The 20,737-nt window shown below is 39.6% G+C and carries 19 protein-coding genes, 1 pseudogene and 1 other annotated feature; of the genes and pseudogenes, 15 read left to right on the top strand and 5 right to left on the bottom strand.

The window, feature by feature from the left end:
* From C9J34_RS08820 to hemL, 7 genes are all read left to right on the top strand, one after another.
* Positions 1 to 309 (top strand): hypothetical protein (locus tag C9J34_RS08820; RefSeq protein WP_420799123.1); only part of this gene is annotated, 309 nt, incomplete at its 5' end.
* A 252-nt stretch (positions 310 to 561) separates the two neighbouring features.
* Positions 562 to 1,899 (top strand): glutamyl-tRNA reductase, encoded by a 1,338-nt coding sequence (gene hemA / locus C9J34_RS08815; RefSeq protein WP_107839495.1) that lies wholly within the window; start codon positions 562 to 564, stop codon positions 1,897 to 1,899.
* A 355-nt stretch (positions 1,900 to 2,254) separates the two neighbouring features.
* Entirely contained in the window at positions 2,255 to 3,082 is an 828-nt protein-coding gene (gene ccsA, locus C9J34_RS08810; protein WP_107839494.1) for a cytochrome c biogenesis protein CcsA, read from the top strand.
* A 20-nt stretch (positions 3,083 to 3,102) separates the two neighbouring features.
* Complete coding sequence (gene hemC, locus C9J34_RS08805; protein WP_107839493.1) at positions 3,103 to 4,035, top strand: hydroxymethylbilane synthase; 933 nt, start codon at positions 3,103 to 3,105, stop codon at positions 4,033 to 4,035.
* A complete protein-coding gene (locus tag C9J34_RS08800; protein ID WP_107839492.1) occupies positions 4,025 to 4,765 on the top strand; it encodes a uroporphyrinogen-III synthase in 741 nt (246 codons plus the stop codon). The genes hemC and C9J34_RS08800 overlap by 11 nt, the downstream gene beginning before the upstream one ends.
* Positions 4,762 to 5,742, top strand: coding sequence for a porphobilinogen synthase (gene hemB, locus C9J34_RS08795; RefSeq protein WP_107839491.1), 981 nt, complete (start codon positions 4,762 to 4,764; stop codon positions 5,740 to 5,742). The genes C9J34_RS08800 and hemB overlap by 4 nt, the downstream gene beginning before the upstream one ends.
* A 1-nt stretch (position 5,743) precedes the next feature.
* Positions 5,744 to 7,033, top strand: coding sequence for a glutamate-1-semialdehyde 2,1-aminomutase (gene hemL / locus C9J34_RS08790; protein WP_107839490.1), 1,290 nt, complete (start codon positions 5,744 to 5,746; stop codon positions 7,031 to 7,033).
* A gap of 318 nt (positions 7,034 to 7,351) precedes the next feature.
* Here the strand turns inward: hemL and C9J34_RS08785 are convergent, their stop codons facing one another.
* The gene (locus C9J34_RS08785) at positions 7,352 to 7,732 is read right to left on the bottom strand and encodes a topoisomerase (RefSeq protein WP_238600610.1); all 381 of its coding nucleotides are present in this window, start codon (positions 7,730 to 7,732) and stop codon (positions 7,352 to 7,354) included.
* A 463-nt stretch (positions 7,733 to 8,195) separates the two neighbouring features.
* Positions 8,196 to 9,572 carry a MocR-like pyridoxine biosynthesis transcription factor PdxR gene (gene pdxR / locus C9J34_RS08780; protein ID WP_107839489.1) on the bottom strand — a complete coding sequence of 459 codons (1,377 nt, stop codon included), beginning with the start codon at positions 9,570 to 9,572 and terminating at the stop codon, positions 8,196 to 8,198.
* A 104-nt stretch (positions 9,573 to 9,676) separates the two neighbouring features.
* On the opposite strand from pdxR, the gene C9J34_RS08775 reads away from it, so the two are divergent.
* Together C9J34_RS08775 and C9J34_RS08770 are read left to right on the top strand one after the other, a co-directional pair.
* Entirely contained in the window at positions 9,677 to 10,117 is a 441-nt protein-coding gene (locus tag C9J34_RS08775; RefSeq protein WP_107839488.1) for a GNAT family N-acetyltransferase, read from the top strand.
* 54 nt (positions 10,118 to 10,171) lie between these two features.
* Entirely contained in the window at positions 10,172 to 10,903 is a 732-nt protein-coding gene (locus tag C9J34_RS08770; protein WP_107839487.1) for a hypothetical protein, read from the top strand.
* Here the strand turns inward: C9J34_RS08770 and C9J34_RS08765 are convergent.
* Positions 10,886 to 11,080, bottom strand: coding sequence for a hypothetical protein (locus C9J34_RS08765; RefSeq protein ID WP_107839486.1), 195 nt, complete (start codon positions 11,078 to 11,080; stop codon positions 10,886 to 10,888). The genes C9J34_RS08770 and C9J34_RS08765 overlap by 18 nt on opposite strands.
* A 62-nt stretch (positions 11,081 to 11,142) precedes the next feature.
* Positions 11,143 to 11,373: a binding site (T-box leader), on the top strand.
* Between the two features lie 67 nt (positions 11,374 to 11,440).
* On the opposite strand from C9J34_RS08765, the gene C9J34_RS08760 reads away from it, so the two are divergent.
* From C9J34_RS08760 to C9J34_RS08735, 6 genes and pseudogenes are all read left to right on the top strand, one after another.
* The gene (locus C9J34_RS08760) at positions 11,441 to 14,086 is read left to right on the top strand and encodes a valine--tRNA ligase (RefSeq protein WP_107839485.1); all 2,646 of its coding nucleotides are present in this window, start codon (positions 11,441 to 11,443) and stop codon (positions 14,084 to 14,086) included.
* A gap of 144 nt (positions 14,087 to 14,230) precedes the next feature.
* Positions 14,231 to 15,493: a bifunctional folylpolyglutamate synthase/dihydrofolate synthase gene (locus C9J34_RS08755; RefSeq protein ID WP_107839484.1), complete on the top strand. Its 1,263-nt coding sequence runs from the start codon at positions 14,231 to 14,233 to the stop codon at positions 15,491 to 15,493.
* Positions 15,490 to 16,704: a bifunctional folylpolyglutamate synthase/dihydrofolate synthase gene (locus C9J34_RS08750; protein WP_107839483.1), complete on the top strand. Its 1,215-nt coding sequence runs from the start codon at positions 15,490 to 15,492 to the stop codon at positions 16,702 to 16,704. Before C9J34_RS08755 ends, C9J34_RS08750 begins: the two co-directional genes overlap by 4 nt.
* A 92-nt stretch (positions 16,705 to 16,796) precedes the next feature.
* On the top strand, positions 16,797 to 17,375 hold the full coding sequence (locus tag C9J34_RS08745; RefSeq protein WP_107839482.1) for a translation initiation factor 2: 579 nt from the start codon (positions 16,797 to 16,799) through the stop codon (positions 17,373 to 17,375).
* A gap of 98 nt (positions 17,376 to 17,473) precedes the next feature.
* Complete coding sequence (locus C9J34_RS08740) at positions 17,474 to 18,061, top strand: Maf family protein (protein ID WP_107839481.1); 588 nt, start codon at positions 17,474 to 17,476, stop codon at positions 18,059 to 18,061.
* Between the two features lie 23 nt (positions 18,062 to 18,084).
* Positions 18,085 to 18,492 (top strand): annotated as a pseudogene (locus C9J34_RS08735) (UPF0758 domain-containing protein); the annotation flags it as partial.
* A gap of 32 nt (positions 18,493 to 18,524) precedes the next feature.
* On the opposite strand, the gene C9J34_RS08730 reads toward C9J34_RS08735, so the two are convergent.
* Both C9J34_RS08730 and C9J34_RS08725 read right to left on the bottom strand, forming a co-directional pair.
* Positions 18,525 to 19,958, bottom strand: a complete 1,434-nt coding sequence (locus C9J34_RS08730; RefSeq protein ID WP_107839480.1) for a recombinase family protein — start codon at positions 19,956 to 19,958, stop codon at positions 18,525 to 18,527.
* A gap of 62 nt (positions 19,959 to 20,020) precedes the next feature.
* Complete coding sequence (locus C9J34_RS08725; RefSeq protein ID WP_107839479.1) at positions 20,021 to 20,590, bottom strand: PH domain-containing protein; 570 nt, start codon at positions 20,588 to 20,590, stop codon at positions 20,021 to 20,023.
* Positions 20,591 to 20,737 lie beyond the last annotated feature (147 nt).

Below are 20,737 nucleotides of genomic sequence, written 5' to 3'. Positions count from 1 at the left end.
TTGCATGCACTAGAGCAAAGAATGGATAAGAAATTGCATGCACTAGAGCAAAGAGTGGATGAGAAATGGCATACACTAGAGCAAAAAATAGACGAGAGAATACAAGCGCTAGAACAAAAAATAGATGAGAAAATACAGTCATTAGAGGATAGAATCCAAGAAAACTTTATTGCGACAGGTGAGCAATTTGAGTATATGACCAAGGTAATGCAAGAAAAGAATGAAGAAATTGACAAGCAATTTAACTTTCATTCTTTAAAAATTATGCAGCTAGAGCGAGATTTAAAATTTCATATGCTCGCACATTAAGTGAGAACGATAAGATAAAAAACGTAGCTTTCAAAAATCAAAGCTGTTAAGAAAGTGGTACATAGGTCTGCTTTCTTAACGGCTCTTTTAATGAAAGCATTGAAAAAGCTTAAGAAATTTGTTAAGATTACATTAGAATAATTCTAATGTAGTAATTGTGTTCATAGCATGTTCACAAACAGGTCGTGAAATTGCGTATATTTATGGTACAATTAGAATTATGAATTAGAACGTGTGAGGTGTGGGGGGTTCATGCATACATTAGTAGTAGGCTTGAATTATAAAACAGCGCCAGTAGCAATTCGCGAAAAGCTATCTTTTATTGAAAGTGAAATACCGAATGCCATGGAGGCGCTACAACAACAGAAGAGCATATTAGAGAATGTAATTGTGTCGACATGTAATCGCACGGAAATTTATGCGGTTGTCGATCAATTACATACAGGGCGTTACTATATTAAACGCTTTTTAGCAGAATGGTTCCATCTTTCAATTGAGCAATTTGAGGCACATTTATTTATTCACGAAGAGCAAGAAGCTATTCAGCATTTATTTAAAGTAACCGCTGGCATCGATTCGATGATTCTTGGTGAAACACAAATTTTAGGGCAAGTGAGAAAAAGCTTTTTACAAGGGCAGGAGCTTGCGACAACGGGTACGGTATTTAACCAATTGTTTAAGCAAGCGGTAACATTTGCTAAGCGTGCGCATAATGAAACAGCTATCGGTGAAAATGCGGTATCAGTATCATATGCAGCAGTAGAGCTTGCAAAGAAAATTTTTGGCTCATTAAAGAAAACACATGTCGCTATTTTAGGCGCGGGGAAAATGGGCGAATTAGCCATTCAAAATTTATATGGTAATGGTGTAGGGCAAGTAACAGTGATCAATCGTACATTTGAAAAAGCACAAGATTTAGCAGCGAAGTTTGAAGGGGCGGCTAAATCGATGCAGGAGCTACAATGTATGTTGCTAGATGCGGATATTTTAATAAGCTCTACAGGTGCGACAAATTACGTTATTGATTATGAGCTAATGCAATATGTAGCACGTATGCGTAAAGGGCAACCGTTGTTTATGGTCGACATTGCTGTGCCACGTGATTTAGATCCACGTATCGCAGATTTACCAAATGTATTTTTATATGATATCGATGATTTACAAGGAATTGTAGAAGCAAATTTAGCAGAACGTGAGAAGGCAGCTGCTGAAATTACGCAAATGATTGGTCATGAAGTAACGGAGTTTAAAGCTTGGTTAACGACATTAGGTGTAGTGCCTGTTATTTCTGCATTGCGTAAAAAAGCAAGTCGTATTCAAGAAGAAACGATGCTGAGCATTGAAAATAAAATGCCTGATTTAACAGAGCGTGAACGTAAAATTTTAAGTAAGCATACGAAGTCAATTATTAATCAGCTATTGAAGGAGCCAATTTTACAGGCAAAAGAAATGGCGAATTCTTCAAAGGCAGATGAGCAATTGCAATTATTCCAAGCGATTTTTGGCATTGAAGATGATGTACAAAATGAAATGGTTGTATCAAATGAAAGCAAAGTACAAATTCAGCCGAAATTGGCGTTTGAATCATAGTCACTTAACAAGAAGGTAAGTGAAAATTGCACTAGCATACTGTAGGCAAATGAAACTTGTTAGTCATCGTGACAAAATAGGAGCAATTTCGTATCTGTATAGTAAAATAATAGATAGGGAGGCTGTCGAGAAAGCAGGTTGGCACCTGCCTTTTCCGACAGCCTTTCGCATGTTTTAGAAACATGTTATTATGCTATTGAATGCTGAGAAGCTTCGCTAAAAGGATTTTACTGCTTTATAACAAGCAAGGGTGTTCAAAAGGCATATTACATTGCATACTATTGTTGGAAAGACCAACAGCAACTTGCCTTTCCGACTACCCCTTGAAATTTTGATGATAAAAGAAGGGATACACATGTCTGAAATGATAATGACGAGAATATATGAAGCCATTGTCGTACTATATGCAATTGGTCTCGTCTTTTATTTTATTGATTATTTTTATCGACGTATTCAGGCGCGCCGCATCGCTTTTTGGTTCGTGTCGATTGTCTGGATATTGCAAACAGTTTATTTTATTTGGTTTATTTTTGAGATGAAACGTTTCCCTGTATTGTCTTTATTTGAAGGTGTTTATTTTTACGCATGGCTACTCACTTCGTTGTCTATTATTTTGCACTGTATTGTACGTGTGGATATGCCTGTATTTTTTATGAATATGTTAGGCTTTGTCTTCGTCACAATCCATTTACTAGCACCAAACGATGTGGTCGAACCTGTGCGAAGTTCGCTGATTTCAGAAGTGTTAATTATTCATATTAGCTTCGCGATTGCATCGTATGCAGCGTTCACATTATCCTTTGTTTTTTCGGTACTCTATTTAGTGCTGTATCGCATTTTAAAACAGAAAAAGTTCAGTCCATTATGGTCGAGATTGCCGAACTTACAGCAAACGACGAGCTGGATGAGTTATTCGATGCTTGTAGGTATCCCTTTGCTATTCGTTAGCTTAGTGTTAGGATTAGAATGGGCATTTTTATCGATGGATGAATTCCCCATCATGGATGCGAAAATTATAGGATCATTTTGTATCGCCATTATTTATATTGTGATTTTATTATTACACCGCAGTAAAAAAATGGTTAGTACAACATATGCATGGGCTCAAATCTTTGTATTTTTGCTCATCGTTATTAACTTCTTCTTAGGCAGTAAACTATCAACATTCCATTTATGGTATTAAGTGAAAGAGGTAGATTTTTAGTGAGAAAAATTATTGTTGGTTCACGTAAAAGTAAACTTGCATTAACGCAAACAAATTGGTTTATTAATGAATTACGTGCTTCTGGAGCACCTTTTGAGTTTGAAGTGAAGGAAATTGTGACGAAAGGTGACCGTATTTTAGATGTGCAACTTTCAAAAGTTGGTGGTAAAGGCTTATTCGTCAAAGAAATCGAACAAGCGCTTTATGATCAAGAAATTGATTTTGCGGTGCATTCGATGAAGGATATGCCTGCGGTACTGCCAGAAGGCTTAGTGATTGGCTGTATCCCCCCACGTGAAGATGCACGTGATGCGTTTATTTCAAAGGGGCATGTGAAATTCGCTGATTTACCAAAGGGTGCTGTTGTTGGAACAAGCTCATTGCGTCGCAGTGCACAGCTTTTACAAGTGCGACCAGATCTTGAAATCAAATGGATTCGTGGAAATGTTGATACGCGTTTAGCAAAGCTTGAAACAGAGGAATATGACGCAATTATTTTAGCGGCAGCAGGCTTGAAACGCCTTGGGTGGAGTGATGATGTCGTGACAGAGTATTTGGATATCGACGTTTGTTTACCAGCTGTTGCGCAAGGCTCGCTTGGCATTGAATGTCGAGCAGATGATGTAGAGCTACTTGCAGCACTTGCGAAGCTAACAGATGCAGCAACGTGGCAAACAGCACATGCGGAGCGCACATTCCTTGCTGAAATGGATGGCGGCTGTCAAGTACCGATTGCAGGCTATGCAACGGTGGATGGCGACAATATTACATTGACAGGCTTAGTCGCTGCGCCAGATGCTTCTGTTACATATAAGGAAACAGTGACGGGAACAGATGCTGTAGAAGTAGGAAAAGAGGTTGCCGTATTGTTAACGAAGCAAGGGGCATTTGAGTTGATTCAACGTGTGAAGGCTGAGCAAGATGCACAGTAAACTCCCACTTGAAGGGAAAACGATTTACGTGACAGGCACACAAGCTGTGCAAACGATTGCACAGCTTGTTGCACAATATGGGGGAGAGGTACAAGCCTTTCCACTCATTGCGGTGCAAGCATGTGAAAGCGAAGATGATGCGAAATGGCTACAGCAGCTACCGACATACGATTGGCTGATTTTCACAAGTCAAAATGCAGTAACGAGCTTTGTAGAGAAAACAAAGCGCTTATCCATTCATGTAACAAATCGCATTGCTGTGGTTGGTGTGAAAACAAAGCAAGAGCTAGAAAGACATGGATTCGTTGTTGATTTTATGCCAACTATTTATAGTGCAGATGTCTTTGTAAAAGAATTTCCGCAAGTTGCAGGGGATGCTCATTGTCTTTTTTTGCGAGGGAATTTAGCAAAAAGTACGATTCGTGACGCATTACATTGTGAGGAATGGACGGTTTATGAAACGGTGCCAACGACTGCATACGTGCAAGCATTTAAGGAAAGTTTATTGAAGGCAGTAGAGCCAATCGTCGTTTTTGCAAGCCCTTCTGCTGTGCGTGTTTATGCCGAAAATATTGTACCAACAATAGGTTGGCATGAGGTAACGGTTGCTTCCATCGGTCATATAACAACAGCCGTTTTGCAGGAGTACGGGGCACATGTTGCTGTTCAGCCACAAGTTTATACAATGCAAGCAGTGATAGAGCAATTAATAGGAGGAACTATAAAGTGACACAATTACATTTCCAAAGACATCGTCGTTTACGTCAAAGTGCAGGGATACGTGCAATGGTGAAAGAAACCTATTTGCATAAAGAAGATTTAATTTATCCAATCTTTGTCGCAGAAGGCGAAAATATTAAAAATGAAGTGGCGTCCATGCCAGGTGTTTTCCAGTTTTCTTTAGATAACTTAGGTGCCGAGCTAGATGAAGTCGTGGCACTTGGAATTCCAGCAGTTATTTTATTCGGTTTACCAGCTGAAAAAGATGCGGTTGGCTCAGGAGCTTATCATGACCACGGCATTATTCAAAAGGCAACACGCTTGACGAAAGAGCGTCATCCAGAGCTGCTTGTTGTAGCGGATACTTGTCTATGTGAATATACAGATCATGGACATTGTGGTGTTGTAGAAGGTGAGCAAATTTTAAATGACCCATCATTAAATTTATTAGCGCAAACGGCGATTTCACAAGCGCAGGCGGGCGCTGATATTATTGCACCATCGAATATGATGGACGGCTTTGTCACGGCAATTCGTGCAGGCTTAGATGAAGCAGGCTTTGCCCATATTCCGATTATGTCCTATGCAGTGAAATATGCATCGGGCTATTATGGACCATTCCGTGAGGCGGCGGACGGTGCACCGCAATTTGGTGATCGTAAAACGTATCAAATGGATTCGTCCAATCGTTTAGAGGCAATGCGTGAGGCGGCGTCTGATGTAGATGAAGGTGCAGACTTCTTAATCGTTAAGCCAGCACTTGCTTATTTGGATATCATTCGCGACGTGAAAAATAATTTTGTTTTACCTGTCGTTGCTTACAATGTATCAGGTGAGTATGCAATGGTAAAAGCAGCCGCAATCAATGGCTGGATTGATGAAAAAGCAGTTGTATTGGAAACACTTCTTGGTATGAAGCGCGCGGGCGCAGATTTAATTATTACGTACCATGCAAAAGATGCAGCACGTTGGTTGGAGGAGAAATAGTATGCGTTCATATGAAAAGTCAAAGCAAGCATTTAGCGAAGCAGTCGATTTAATGCCAGGTGGTGTAAATAGCCCTGTTCGTGCATTCAAATCAGTCAATATGAGTTCAATTTTTATGGAGTCTGGCCAAGGCGCGATTATTCGCGATATCGATGGCAATGAATATATCGACTATGTATTATCATGGGGACCATTAATTTTAGGGCATACACATCCTGAAGTTGTGGCAGCGATTGGTGAGCAGGCGGCAAAAGGCGCTTCGTTCGGTGCACCAACTTTATCTGAAAATAAATTAGCTAAGCTTGTCATGGAGCGTTTGCCATCGATTGAAATGATTCGTTTCGTTTCATCAGGTACAGAGGCAACGATGTCAGCTTTACGTCTAGCGCGTGGTTATACGGGACGCGACAAAATTTTAAAATTTGAAGGCTCTTATCACGGGCATGGCGACTCTTTATTAATTAAAGCAGGCTCTGGTGTTGCCACATTAGGTTTACCAGATAGCCCTGGCGTACCAGCAGATGTTGCCAAAAATACATTAACGGTCGCATATAACGACTTAGAGTCAGCAAAATTAGTATTTGAAAAATATGGTGATGAGCTAGCAGCTGTTATTTTAGAGCCTGTAGCAGGCAATATGGGCGTTGTACCACCGCAACCAGGCTTTTTAGAAGGCTTACGCGAATTAACAACAGCACATGGCACATTATTAATTTTCGATGAAGTCATGACAGGCTTCCGTGTTGATTATGGCTGTGCGCAAAGCTACTACGGTATCACACCTGATTTAACTTGTTTAGGCAAAGTAATCGGTGGCGGTTTACCTGTAGGTGCATTCGGTGGGAAACGTGAAATTATGGAGCAAATTGCACCAGCAGGTCCGATTTATCAAGCAGGTACATTATCGGGGAATCCACTTGCGATGACAGCAGGCTATGAAACATTGGTACGCTTGAATAAAGAGTCATACGATTATTTCCGCAAGCTAGGTGACCAACTAGAAGAAGGCTTCCGCGCGGCAGCAACGAAGTACAATATTCCACATACGGTGAATCGTGCAGGCTCAATGATTGGCTTCTTCTTCACAAACGAAGAGGTTATCAATTTTGAAACAGCCAAAACGTCTGATTTAGCGTTATTTGCAGAATACTTCAAACTAATGGCAGAGGAAGGCGTTTTCCTGCCACCATCACAATTTGAAGGCATGTTTATTTCAACTGCACATACGGAGGAGCATATTGCGAAAACGGTCGATGCGTTCCATAAGGTGTTTGCGCAGTTGGCGAGATAAAGCTATCATTACCTCCTACTAAATTTCTGAAATTTGGTAGGAGGTGGTTTTTATATTGTTAACATTCGTATATGAGAGTTATGTTGCAGATTGAAAGTTTAATAACGACAATTTAGAAAACTATAGGTATTTGCTCGATGCCTTTGTCATGATTCAGCAAAAAGGAAGTTGGTTCTATGAAGTGTTCTTGTGATTGTTTTGAAAGCATAATAAAAGGACTTGCGTGTATGAAAATCTATCATAAATACAAGCCCTGTTCTAATTAAATTAAGCATAAATTTGTTTGAGTGAATTTTCTAACAATTAAGAATTTCTCCGTTAGTATTTCTCCATTTTTATTGTTATATTTTCTTCGCTAATTGTGACGTTTTCTGTTTCAGAAATGTTCTTAATAGAATCTCTCACTATTTGTTGAATCAACGTATCATCAACTTTTACATCCTTCGGGAAACCTACTGATACAGAAATTTCTGTAACATTACCGCCTAACATTATTGCGATTGACTCACTATCAAGTTCCGTTTGTTCTGTAATAGATGCGATTATTTTATTTTTTAATTCTGATAATAATTTTCCCTGTTTGCTTTCTACTACTTCGTGTTCACTTTCTACTACTTGAACTTGTTCTTCTTTTTCGTTACATCCAACCAATAAAATTGAACTAAATACAATTCCTGAAATTATAGCTTTTTTCACCACTACTATTTCCCCTTTCGCAAATGAATTCCAGATTATGCAATGAATCTCTATACGTAAGTTTGACGGTATCTATTGGGAAAAGTTCCGGTTTAAAACATAATGTCGTTTAACTTGATTCAGCAAACCTTCTCCTGTCGCGAAAGTGTAACGTCAGCAACAAATTCTTTTTGTATCGAAAGCGTAGTGGCAGATACAGAAGTTCACCATTCGGGATGAATGTCAGAAAAGTAATGGAATCAGAGGGAGTCCCAAACTCCTTATAGATTCAAGTTAAGCCTCCGACGCGTAATGGATTTAACCTACTCCGTTAATTAAATAACTGTATATTTAGTATTTTGTTAAATTGAAACATATTAACAAACCATAGTGTGAAGAAGCGTATAAGCTTTTAAAGCAAGTTATGATGAGATTGGGGGAGAAAAGTGATTCCGCCATTTTTCATACTCCAGATATCATTCCTTTGCTAAAAACGCCAAGCCTTTTTCAAGCGCAATATCCCTTGTTCAATTTGTTGAAAGGTTAGGTTGGCAAAGCCTATTAATATTTTTGGATCAGTAGGCATCATGCCAATATATAAGTGGCTACAAGGATAAACCTTAACTTTTTCTTCAAGGGCAAGCGCAATTAACTCCTCCTCACTATCAGCACATTCAATGGACAGCAAAATATATAAGCCGGCTTTTGTGCCAACAAATTGCACTTTGTCAGAAAAGTGCTGTTGCAATGTTTCCAAAAAGAAATTCATCTTTTTATGATAGGTGTTGCGCATGCGTTTAATATGTCGTTGCCATTCGCCGCAGCGCATAAATTCAGCCATTGCTAATTGGTGCAATAAAGACGCATTGTTTTCAAAATTTGCGAATTTTGCTTGATAAGTGTCTAACAAAGAAGCAGGCAACACCATATAAGCAAGGCGAATCCCTGGTAAAAATGCTTTAGAAAACGTCCCGAAATAGATAATGCGCGCGGGTGCTAACGAAGCGAGTGCTGGAAATGTTTTTTGCCCATAGCGATATTCCCCATCATAGTCATCCTCCAATATGTAGCCGCTTCTTTGTTCAGCCCATTGAATGAGTTGCCATCTTTGTTGAATGGAAAGTGCTGTGCCAAAAGGGTATTGATGTGAGGGTGTTACATAAAACAGGGAACTTTGTCGCTGTTGTAATTCCTCCAGCGCCACGCCTTGTTGATTAACTGCAATTGTTTCGATTTGGAAATTTAGTAACTCAAATACTTCACGTGCCCCATTATAGCCAGGGTTTTCTAATAACACGCTAGAGAAATCTTCCTTTAACAACATACTGAGCTGCAATAAAAGCTGCTGTGTGCTGCTGCCAATGATGATGTGCTGTGGCTCAGTAGAAATGCCCCTTGCTTGTAGTAAGTAATGTGCTAATTCATGCTGTAAAATAGGCTCTCCAAACACTTTACCGTAAGCAAAGCTTTCATTTCTTTCTAAAATAGCATTGGAAGTTTGCCGCCATTTATGATGAGGAAAGGTATGTTGATCAACAGCCCCCACTCTAAAATCAATGAGATTTGTCGCGTCCTGTTGAATAGGTACAGCTTGTTTTGGTTTTGTGCTATTTGGATGGACAAACATGGAATCAATCTCGTTGACAAAATAACCGACCTTATTTTCTGAACGAATGAAGCCTTCTGCGATTAATGTTTCATACGCTTGTAAAGTTGTATTGCGACTCACCTGTAGATGCTCCGCTAATGTTCGAATGGAAGGGAGCTTGTCATTTGTGGCTAGCTTTTTTGATTCGATAAGGTTTTTTATATGTTCATAAATTTGAATATACTTTGCTTTATGCTCATGAAGTGGAAAAATCATATGTACCTCCTATCTGACATGTAAATAAATTGATTTTTGTATCTTTTGAAATGTCAATTTTCTTTTTATCATTATACCTAATCACAAGGAAATGGGGGACCGAATTGAAGATTGAACAAATAAATTTATCACAAATAGAGGAAATCGCGGTTTTATTTGATGGTTATCGACAGTTTTATAAGCAAGAAAGCGATTTTAACGGGGCTGTTACGTTTTTAACGGAGCGTTTACAAAATAATGAATCGGTGATTTTTGCAGCAAAGGTGCAAGATGATTATGCAGGATTTGTTCAAATTTTCCCGATATTTTCATCTGTTGCAATGAAGCAAGCCTATCTTTTAAATGATTTATTCGTGGCAGAAAATTATCGCAGGATGGGCGTTGCGGAACAATTAATGGAGGCAGCCTTCCGCTATGCTGAGGAACAAAATGCGCGCTATTTGACGTTAGAAACAGCGGTTAAGAACGTTACGGCACAAGCGTTATATGAAAAAGTCGGAATGGAAGTGGAGGACACAGTGAGGCATTATATACGTTATTGGTAAAATGGCATTTTTCCCATAGCCCAAACATATAGTAGTCGATAGGGAGGGTGAGCGATGAAAACAATTACTTGGGATATGGCGGAGCAATTTACATTTCCAGTCGGACTTGGTGCGTTAGAGGATGTTGTGACAGCACGTGTGACACCGCAATGGGAGCAAAGTGAGGATGGGCAATCAATCCGGCTTACAGGTATTTACCATGTGGCAGCTTCCGTAGCATTTAATCCTACTGAATCGATTGAGCAAGTGCATGGCACATACATCGAGCATATTGATATCGAGCAGTCGACAGGCTATTTTGAGTATGCGTTGCCGTTAGAAGTAGATTTACCAGCACATAAAGTAACAGGACCAATCGATTTAAAGGTGCAAAATTTGAAGGCGGTTCATGACGGGGCGAGCTGTCAGCTTGTATGGCAAGTAACATGTGCTTTTGCGGAAGATGTAGAAGTGGTTGCAGTGCCTGAGCCGATTGCAGAGGTTGTGCAACAAACTCCCGTAGCGGTAGTTCAAGAAGAAGTTGTTGAAGAGCCTCTCTTAGCAATTATTGCAGAAGAAGTTGTCGTGCAACAAGAAGAGGTAGCGATACCTGTCTATCAAGAAGCGGTGGATGTACAGGAAGTAGCCCATCAGCAAGAGTCTACGAGTCATCTTGTATCAGGACACGCTGAGGAAGAAATACAACAACAGGCTGTAGCTCAGCAAACACCATTAAATGATGATTTCTTTGCTGAGCTAACGGAAACCTATAGCGTATTAAATATTCGTTCAAATCCAATCAGTTAATAATAAATAAGCGAGTAACCCCAACAGAAGAAGCAAGATTAAGTCACCTGTTGTTGGGATAATAAAAACGCGCACACCTTGAAAGATGACAATGGGCAAAATAATTGTACGACAATAAAAACGCGTTTTGCGTAGCCATGGTGGCAGTAAATAAGGGTTATAATTTTTCCTGCGCATGAAAACCATCCTTTCACTTGAAATTCAACGTTAAATTATATACAATATGTTCAAGTTAAATATTTGATGCAATGAGTAGGAAGAGTAAAATGTCTTTGTTTGTTTAGAGAGGGAGCGGTAGCTGAAAAGCTCCTACAGTACGAACATTTGAATGTAGCCTAGGAGCAGTTTTTGTGAACCAAAAGTAGCAAAAGCCGGTTAAACACCGTTATCTGAATTGAGAGCCAATCATTTTTTTGATTGGAATAAAGGTGGTACCGCGAACAAAATATATGCACTCCTTCGTCCTTTTTATAGGCGATAGGAGTGTTTTTTTATTTTTATTTAGTAATTCATTTTCAACTTTAGGAGGAATGCAGCATGACAGAACAGCTAACAATGTCAACAAAGTATGAGCCGAACGCGATTGAAGCAGGTCGCTATGAGTGGTGGCTTAGCGGGAAATTTTTCGAGGCGCAGCCAGAGAGCGATAAAAAACCTTATTCAATCGTGATTCCACCACCAAACGTAACAGGAAAACTGCACTTAGGGCATGCATGGGATACGACGTTGCAAGATATACTCATTCGTATGAAGCGTATGCAAGGCTATGATGCGCTTTGGTTACCAGGAATGGACCATGCAGGGATTGCGACACAGGCAAAAGTAGAGCAAAAGCTACGCGAACAAGGCGTGACACGCTACGACTTAGGACGTGAAAAATTCCTCGAAAAAACATGGGAATGGAAAGAGGAATATGCAGGTCATATCCGTGCGCAATGGGCGAAACTAGGCTTAGCATTAGACTATTCACGCGAACGCTTTACATTGGATGAAGGCTTATCTGATGCTGTAAAGGAAGTATTTGTTCAATTATATGAAAAAGGCATCATTTATCGTGGTGAACGCATTATTAACTGGGACCCAGCAGCCAAAACAGCCCTATCTGATATCGAAGTAATCCATCAAGATGTGCAAGGTGCATTTTATCATATGAAATACCCGTTAGCAGATGGCTCAGGGTATGTAGAAGTTGCGACAACTCGCCCAGAAACGATGCTAGGTGACTCTGGGGTAGCTGTACATCCAGAAGATGAGCGCTACCAACATTTAATTGGCAAAACGGTTATTTTACCAATCGTTGGACGAGAAATTCCAATCGTAGCAGATGACTACGTAGATAAAGATTTTGGAACAGGCGTTGTAAAAATGACACCAGCGCATGACCCGAATGACTTTGAAGTAGGGAACCGTCATAATTTAGAGCGCATTTTAGTGATGAATGAAGATGGCACAATGAATGAGCTAGCTGGCAAGTATAAGGATATGGACCGTTTCGAATGTCGCAAGCAAATCGTAGCAGATTTACAGGAAGCTGGCGTGTTATTCAAAATTGAAGAGCATATGCATTCTGTAGGTCACTCTGAGCGTTCAGGGGCTGTTGTAGAGCCTTATTTATCAGCACAATGGTTCGTAAAAATGCAGCCGCTTGCCGATGCATCACTTGAATTGCAAAAGGACGAAGCAGGAAAAGTGAATTTCGTACCAGCACGATTTGAAAATACGTACTCACGCTGGATGGAAAATATTCGTGACTGGTGTATTTCTCGTCAGCTATGGTGGGGTCACCAAATTCCAGCTTGGTATCATAACGAAACAGGCGAAATTTATGTTGGCAAAGAAGCGCCAGCAGATACAGAAAATTGGACACAGGATGAAGATGTGTTAGATACGTGGTTCTCCTCTGCTTTATGGCCGTTTTCAACAATGGGCTGGCCAGATGCGGAAAACGAAGAATTCAAACGTTATTATCCAACAAGTACGTTAGTAACGGGCTATGATATTATTTTCTTCTGGGTTTCACGCATGATTTTCCAAGGGCTTGAATTTACAGGTGAACGTCCATTTAAAGATGTACTAATTCATGGTTTAGTGCGTGATGCAGAAGGGCGTAAAATGTCAAAATCACTTGGTAACGGGGTTGACCCAATGGATGTTATTGATCAATATGGTGCCGATTCATTACGTTACTTCTTAGCAACAGGTTCATCACCAGGACAAGATTTACGTTACTCCACAGAGAAAGTAGAGGCAACATGGAACTTTGCCAATAAAATTTGGAATGCCTCTCGTTTTGCATTGATGAACATGGAAGGCTTAACATATGATGAAATCGATTTGTCAGGCGATTTATCGGTTGCAGATAAATGGATTTTATCTCGCTTAAACAACACAATTGAACGTGTAACAGCATTATCTGATAAGTATGAGTTCGGTGAAGTTGGACGCGAATTGTATAACTTTATTTGGGATGATTTCTGTTCATGGTATATCGAAATGGCGAAGTTGCCATTGTACGGTGAAGATGAAGCGGCGAAAAAGACAACGCGCTCGGTATTAGCACATGTATTAGACCAAACAATGCGCTTATTACATCCATTTATGCCATTCATCACGGAAGAAATTTGGCAGCACTTACCGCATGAAGGTGAATCCATTACAGTAGCGGCATGGCCAACTGTCAATCCGGCATTCAACTTTGAGCAAGACGAACAAAGCATGAAGTTGCTTATGGATATTATACGTTCAGTGCGTAATATCCGTGCTGAGGTAAATACACCAATGAGCAAAAAAGTAGGGCTGTATGTATCCGCGAAAGATACTGCAACAGCAGAAGTGCTTGAAGCAAATAAGGCATATATCGAAAAATTCTGTAACCCAGAGCCTTTAGTAATTGGGCAAGATATAGAAGTACCAGGTCAAACAATGTCAGCCGTTGTGACGGGAGCAGAAGTATTTTTACCATTAGCAGGCTTAATTAACGTAGAGGAAGAAATTGCACGTTTAGAAAAAGAACTTGAAAAATGGGCAAAAGAAGTGAAGCTTGTAACAGGCAAGCTATCAAACGAAAAATTCGTATCGAAAGCGCCTGAAGCTTTAGTGCAAGCAGAGCGCGAAAAGTTAGCGGACTACGAAGAAAAACACGCAACGGTTGAAAAACGTTTAGCGGAATTGAAAAATATGTAAAAGTGAAGGGCGACTGATAAGCATTAGTCGCCTTTTTTCTGGAAACGTGGAATAAAACTGAAAAAACGTAGAATAAACTTTCTAAAACATGGAATAAACCTCGGAAAACGTGGAATAAAACCAAAAACAGATGGAGTGTAGGCAATGTTTCAAACGATGCAGCAATGTACGGATTTTATTTTTCAATTAAAGGCGAGCAGTTATAAAGGTGCGCCGTTAGAGGCAATGAAAAAAATATTGGCAGCGCTCGGGCATCCTGAGCGCAAAACGAAATTTATTCATTTTGCAGGCTCAAATGGTAAAGGTTCAACATTAAATGCGACAAGGGAAATTTTAATGGCGCATGGGCTTACGGTAGGTGCTTTTACTTCTCCGCATTTAGAGCGAGCAAATGAGCGTATGACAATTAATCAGCAAGAAATTTCAGATGAGCAATTTTTAAGCTATGCGAATGCGGTAGCCCAAGCTGTTCATGAACAATTAGACGGGCAGTTTCCAAGTTTTTTTGAAGTGGTCACATTAATTGCATTTCAGCATTTTGCGCATGAACAAATCAATATTGCATTGCTTGAAACGGGTATCGGTGGGCGACTTGATGCAACGAATGTCATAATACCCGAAGTAAGTGTTATTACAACGATTTCATTAGAGCATACGGATATGTTAGGGGATACATATGCGCTTATTGCAGCTGAGAAAGCAGGTATTATAAAAAAAGGTAAGCCTGTTATTGTCGGCGTAGAAAATCAAGAGGCGCAAGAGGTAATTCGCCAAACGGCACAGCAGCAAGAAGCAGCGTTTTATCAGTTGCATGAAACGTTTCATATTGAGCGTTTAGAGAGTGGGGCATTCCATTATAAAGGGGATTGCATTATTTCTAATATTCAACCCGCAATGGAGGGAATGCATCAACAAAATAATGCGGCACTTGCGATTACAGCGAGTCAGCTTGTGCTAGGAGAATTGCGAGAGGATGCAGTACGTGAGGCGTTGCAGCGTGCAAAATGGCAAGGACGCTTTGAGCGTTTTGGCACAAACCTTATTTTAGATGGTGCGCATAATTCAGAAGGAACAGCCGCATTAGTTCAAACATTGCAGCAAGTGGAGCCAGCAAAAAAATATTATTTCTTGTATGCCGCGTTGCAGGATAAAGACCATGGCATTAGCATTCAAATGATGGAAAAGGTGGCGTCAGCCCTTTACTTTACGACAATTCCAATGCCGCGTGCAGCGTCAGCAGAGGCACTTGCAAAGCACAGTACACATCCTCATACGCATATTGTAGAAGATTGGGCGAAATTTTTAACGGAGCATCAGTTTGCAGAAGATGACTTGCTTATTGTCACAGGCTCTCTCTATTTCATTGGGGAAGTACGCACATTTTTACAAGCGCGAGGTATGCGATGATTCCAAAATTAGATGAATATAAAAAGCGCTGGCAATTACCAAGTGATGATGTCATTAAGCCGGGGCTAACGCGTATGTTACAAGCATTGGAGCAGCTAGGGCAACCACAGCAATCGTTGCAAGTGATTCATTTTGCAGGAACGAATGGCAAGGGCTCCACATTGACGTTTGTTGAGCAAATTGCTCGCGCGCACGGCTTAACTGTAGGCAAATTTATGTCACCGTGTATTGTCGATGTACATGATCAAATCCAAATAAATGGACAACCAATTTCGCAGGCGCAAATGGATAGGGTTTTCAAGCAAATGGCGGCAGGCTTGCAAAGTTTATTAACGGATTTTGAGTTATTAACATGCGCGGCATTGCAGCATTTTCATAACGAGCAAGTCGATTTAGTATTGCTCGAAGCTGGTATGGGGGGACGAGAGGATAGCACGAATGTTGTGACACCGATTGTTTCTGTTATTCCAAGTATAGCACTCGAGCATACCAATTTTTTGGGAACGACACTTACGCAAATTGCGGCACATAAAGCGGGAATTATTAAGTATAACAAACCTGTTGTGATTGGACGTTTACCAAATGAAGCGTATGAAGTTGTAAAAGCTGAGGCGAAACTACAAAATGCGCCATTTTTTGTGCTTGGTGAAGATTTTGAGGTAGAGGAAACAACCTATCTTTCTAGAGCGCGTCAGCTTGAAATAAGCAATTTACAAAGAAGGCTACTTGGTACGCATCAAGGCGAAAATATGGCCATCGCCATTACAGCTTTCTTGGAGGCGGCTACTGAACTTTCAATAGCAGTTGATGTAGCTGCAATTACCCAAGGGGTGTATGCGGCACAAGTATCAGGCCGTTTTGAGCAAGTGTTACCACATGTGTACTTTGATGGTGCACATAACCCTGCAAGTATTGAGGCACTTGTGCAAACAATCCAGCAGCAATTTCCGAATAGGCGAGTAGAAATTGTGATGGGCATGTTAGCGGATAAAGATGTTGCGCAGGCGATTCAATTACTAGAGCCTATAGCAAGTAAATTTATTTTCGTTGATTTTGACAATCCACGTGCAATGCGAGCAGAGAAGATGTTGGAAATGCAAGAGGGTACGGTGATGACATTGCAAGAGGTCGTAGCTTATTTAAAGAAAAATACTGCGACTAAAATTGTGACAGGTTCTTTATATTTATTAAGCGAGCTACGGAATTTGTAGAAAAATAGCGAAAACTTTTTTGGTGAGACTGACACAAGTCTTGCCTTTTTTCATGACAAATTTGCTACGGTACTTATAAGGTGGTGAAAAACATGCGAAAAAATGAATGGATTCGAGCGGCGTTATTAGGTATTGCTTCTGGATTAATTGGTGTCGCCCTATTTGTTGTGATGTTAAATTTTGTAGGGAAAGAAGAAGCGAAAGAGGAAATTTTACCTGTGCAACAGGAACTGGTAGAGGAAGTTAATGCTTCTTTTTATGCGAGTCAACATGGGCTTTTTTCAAGTAAAGAAGGAGCAGAGCAATTTATTGCAGTAAATCCCTTGTTGAATAAAGCAGCCATTATTGAAATAGATAATCAATTTTTCGTTTGGTCAGCGTTAGCAACAAATAAGCAAACGGCAGCATTGATGCCATCTGCCTTTTTTAAGCAATTGTCAATTGTTGCAGGCTGTACAGAGGCAACTATACAAAGATTACCTGAAATTTTAATGGATGAAAAGTATTTAAAAAATTATTTTGATCAGGCGCCAAAAGAAGGTGAAGTGCCTGCTGATTGGGGCGAGATACTTACTGCTGTATCAAGCCTTTCCGATGATATAAACGTAATGCGTTTACATCTTTTTGCACATTATTACGGGGCAAATGACTGCTTGAAAATTGAATTTTGAACGGCTGTTTTAGTAGCAAAATTCAATTTTGGCCATTTGTAGAAATTGTTCAAAATTAACTTTCTCCGCTATGATAGAAGCAGTAGGAGGAGATTTGAATGAATATTAGATCGCAAACAGAATTTGTACTTGCTTCAGCATCACCAAGACGCAAGGAACTATTAGCACAGCTGAATATACCGTTTGAAATCGTTACGAGCAATGTCGAGGAAACGAGTGTACAAGCACAATCAGTTGAACAATACGTAAAGGAAGTTGCTCGTTTGAAAACGCGTGATGTCGCAGCGAAATGTAGTGGAAAAACGGTGATAGGTGCCGATACAATCGTTGCGTTTCAAGACCGTTTACTACATAAGCCAAAAAGTCGCGAAGAAGCGATTGCGCATTTACAGGCATTATCAAATAATGCTCATCGTGTATTAACTGCGGTTGTTATTATCCATTCCAATGGAGAAGAGACGGTTTTTGTGGAAGAAACGGTTGTGAAGTTTAAGCAGCTGTCGCCCAAGTTGATTGAGGCATACGTCGATTCTGGGGATCCGTTTGATAAGGCAGGAGGCTACGGCATCCAAACACATGGTGCTCTTTTTGTTGAGCGAATTGAAGGGGATTACAATAACGTAGTAGGATTTCCGTTAGCCTCACTATTTGAACAGCTCATTCATCTGCGACTACTAACAATTTAATGGAAAGGTTGTGAAGGCATCTTATGTCTATGCTCCCCGAATTAAAAATTCGTGACGTTCATGAAGCAGATCGCCCGAGAGAGCGCCTTATACGCCAAGGGGCAGAAAGTTTATCCAATCAAGAATTGCTTGCCATTTTATTACGTACAGGTACGAAGGAATCATCAGTACTCGCACTCGCCAATCGAGTACTGGTGGATTTTGAAAAGCTCCACGCATTAAAGCACGCCACATTTGAAGAAATAACAGCTATTAAAGGAATTGGTGAGGCAAAGGCTGTCCAGCTATTAGCGGCAATTGAGCTCGGTAGACGCCTTGCGCAAAAAGAAATGGATTCTCGCTATACCATCCGCTCCCCCGAAGATGCTGCCACTTATTTGATGCCTGAAATGGAATCTTTGCATCAGGAACACTTTGTTGCTTATTTACTTACATAAATACAAATAAGGCAAAGCGGAATTAATCAAAAGAATGTCACACTAGAAATACGAATTCTTTGGTTTCTACTTCCTTTATACAAATTACGTTCAAGTATCTCTATTGTTATTTTTTCAACGAAAGTTTGAATGAATTGGCGCCTTTCTTCTTGTGTTAAAGCCTTATAGTTTTGATTAAACGATTGTGCAATTTCTCTGTAAAGTTCAGGGTTATATACATGAGGGGTGGCACTTTGTAAATATCTCACTTCATTTTGTACATATTCATATCTAGTTCTTGATTCATCCATACGTTCTTTAAATTCATCATCTGTAATCAAATCAGAAGCCCATGCACGTTGATACTTTTCACGTTGGTTTTCAATTTGTTTCAATTCTTTTTTTAATTTTGCGAGTTCATCATTATCATTATTACTTTCTCTATCCTCGGACATTTCAACTACTAGATTTTGCATGTATTGCTCTAAGGCATCTTCGATAGTCATTTCTCCAACGTTAAATGCGATTCTTTCTGTATTATTTAAAACGCAGACTTGGCATCTATATCGATTTCTAACTTCTGTGACACCATCAGTTTTGCGCGTCCAGGCGTAACGCTCAGATGTGCAACGACTACCGCAATCAGGGCAAACTATTTTCATTTGAAAAATAAAGTGACTTGTCACATTTCTTTTTTTGAAGTTTTGGCGAGAAGAAATTATTTCTTGTAGTTGTAAATATTCCTCTTTTGTCATTACCCCTTCTGCTACATCCTCATAAACCTCTCCTTTGAAATACATAGCACCATACAAAACAGGGTTATGCATTAAATCTAACAAAGTACGTATATGCCACTTGTAACCACGTTTAGGTTTATATTCGCTTGCATCCATTAGCATAGAAAGTTGCCGAAATGAAATACCTTCACGAACTTTTTTAATCATCAATTTTATAGCACCGATTTTTTCGTGATCAATATGCAGTTTATCATTTTCATCTTTGTACCAGCCATAGGGAGCCTGTGCAAGCCATTCCCCTTGGCGGGCTTTTTCTAATTGCCCCATCGTTACGCGTTCACCTAAGTTCGCACTTTCCCATTCAGCTATTGCAGCAATAATCGTGATGAACATTTTTCCCATTGCCGTAGATGTGTCGTAAAATTCGGTTGCTGAACGGAAAGTGCAGTTGTATTGCTCAAGTTCATCAAGTATTTTATGCAAATCACGTACAGAACGAGTTAGCCTATCTAATCGATAAACTAATAAAGTTTTTACATGACCATTTTTGATGTCAGTTAACAACCTCTTTAATTGCGGTCTTTTTGTGTTTCGTCCTGAAATACCTTCGTCTACATAAAACTTATATTCATTCCATCCTTGGGCTGAACAAAATGCCTTCAATCTTTCGCGTTGTGCAGATATCGAATAACCTTCATTAGCTTGTTCTTCAGTTGATACGCGAATGTAAATTCCTACAGTCATTTTAAATCTCCTTTTCGTCTATGTGATAAAAGGCTAAGCAATAAGCTCAACCTTTTATCAAATTATAGATTTAACAATTCTTTTTTCTTCAATTCGAATTCTTCATTTGTCAAAATACCCAAATCAACTAATTCTTTTAGCTCTTTCAATTGCTGGACAGCACTTTGCTGAGGTTGTTCAGCAACAACAGGTGTATTTTCAACTGTTGTGGTATTCAGTGTTGTGACACCTTTATTTTTCGCTAATTTCATCTGCTCGTTAATCACATCAGTCATTTTATGCAATGTCTTTTTATCAACTTGCTCAACAAGTGCAGCAGCAGAGCCATGATGGATGGTGAATTTTCCAAGCATTAATCCTTTAGTAATAGATACTGAATTAATAGCTTCTAAAGGAATTTCGGTTTGCTTCAACCCATAAAACATTCCTTTGTCCAAAAATAACACTCGTTCTGTAGTGCAAACAATTAATGCTGTACTTGTACTAACAAAACCTGATGTTGCGTACATAATTTCTTCTGATTCTCTTAAAATGTAAGGTAGCTCTTTTACTTCTTTCTTAGTGCCAAATAAATCCGAAACACCTACTTCTTTAAAGCGGTTCATTACAGTTTCAATTGTATGAATAGGCATTTTTGAACCCTCTCCTCTTTCTATTTATTTTTCAGAGTTAAATTCCTCTATAAAACGAGTATAACAAAATTACCTATAAGGATAATATAAATTTCAGGAAAAAACTGTTCTGAAGTACACCATATTTTCTGTCTCTTATACACATCT

Origin of the sequence: Metasolibacillus meyeri (assembly GCF_003049505.1) — a bacterium.
Classification (GTDB): domain Bacteria; phylum Bacillota; class Bacilli; order Bacillales_A; family Planococcaceae; genus Metasolibacillus; species Metasolibacillus meyeri.
This window is presented reverse-complemented; position numbering and strand designations above follow the sequence as displayed.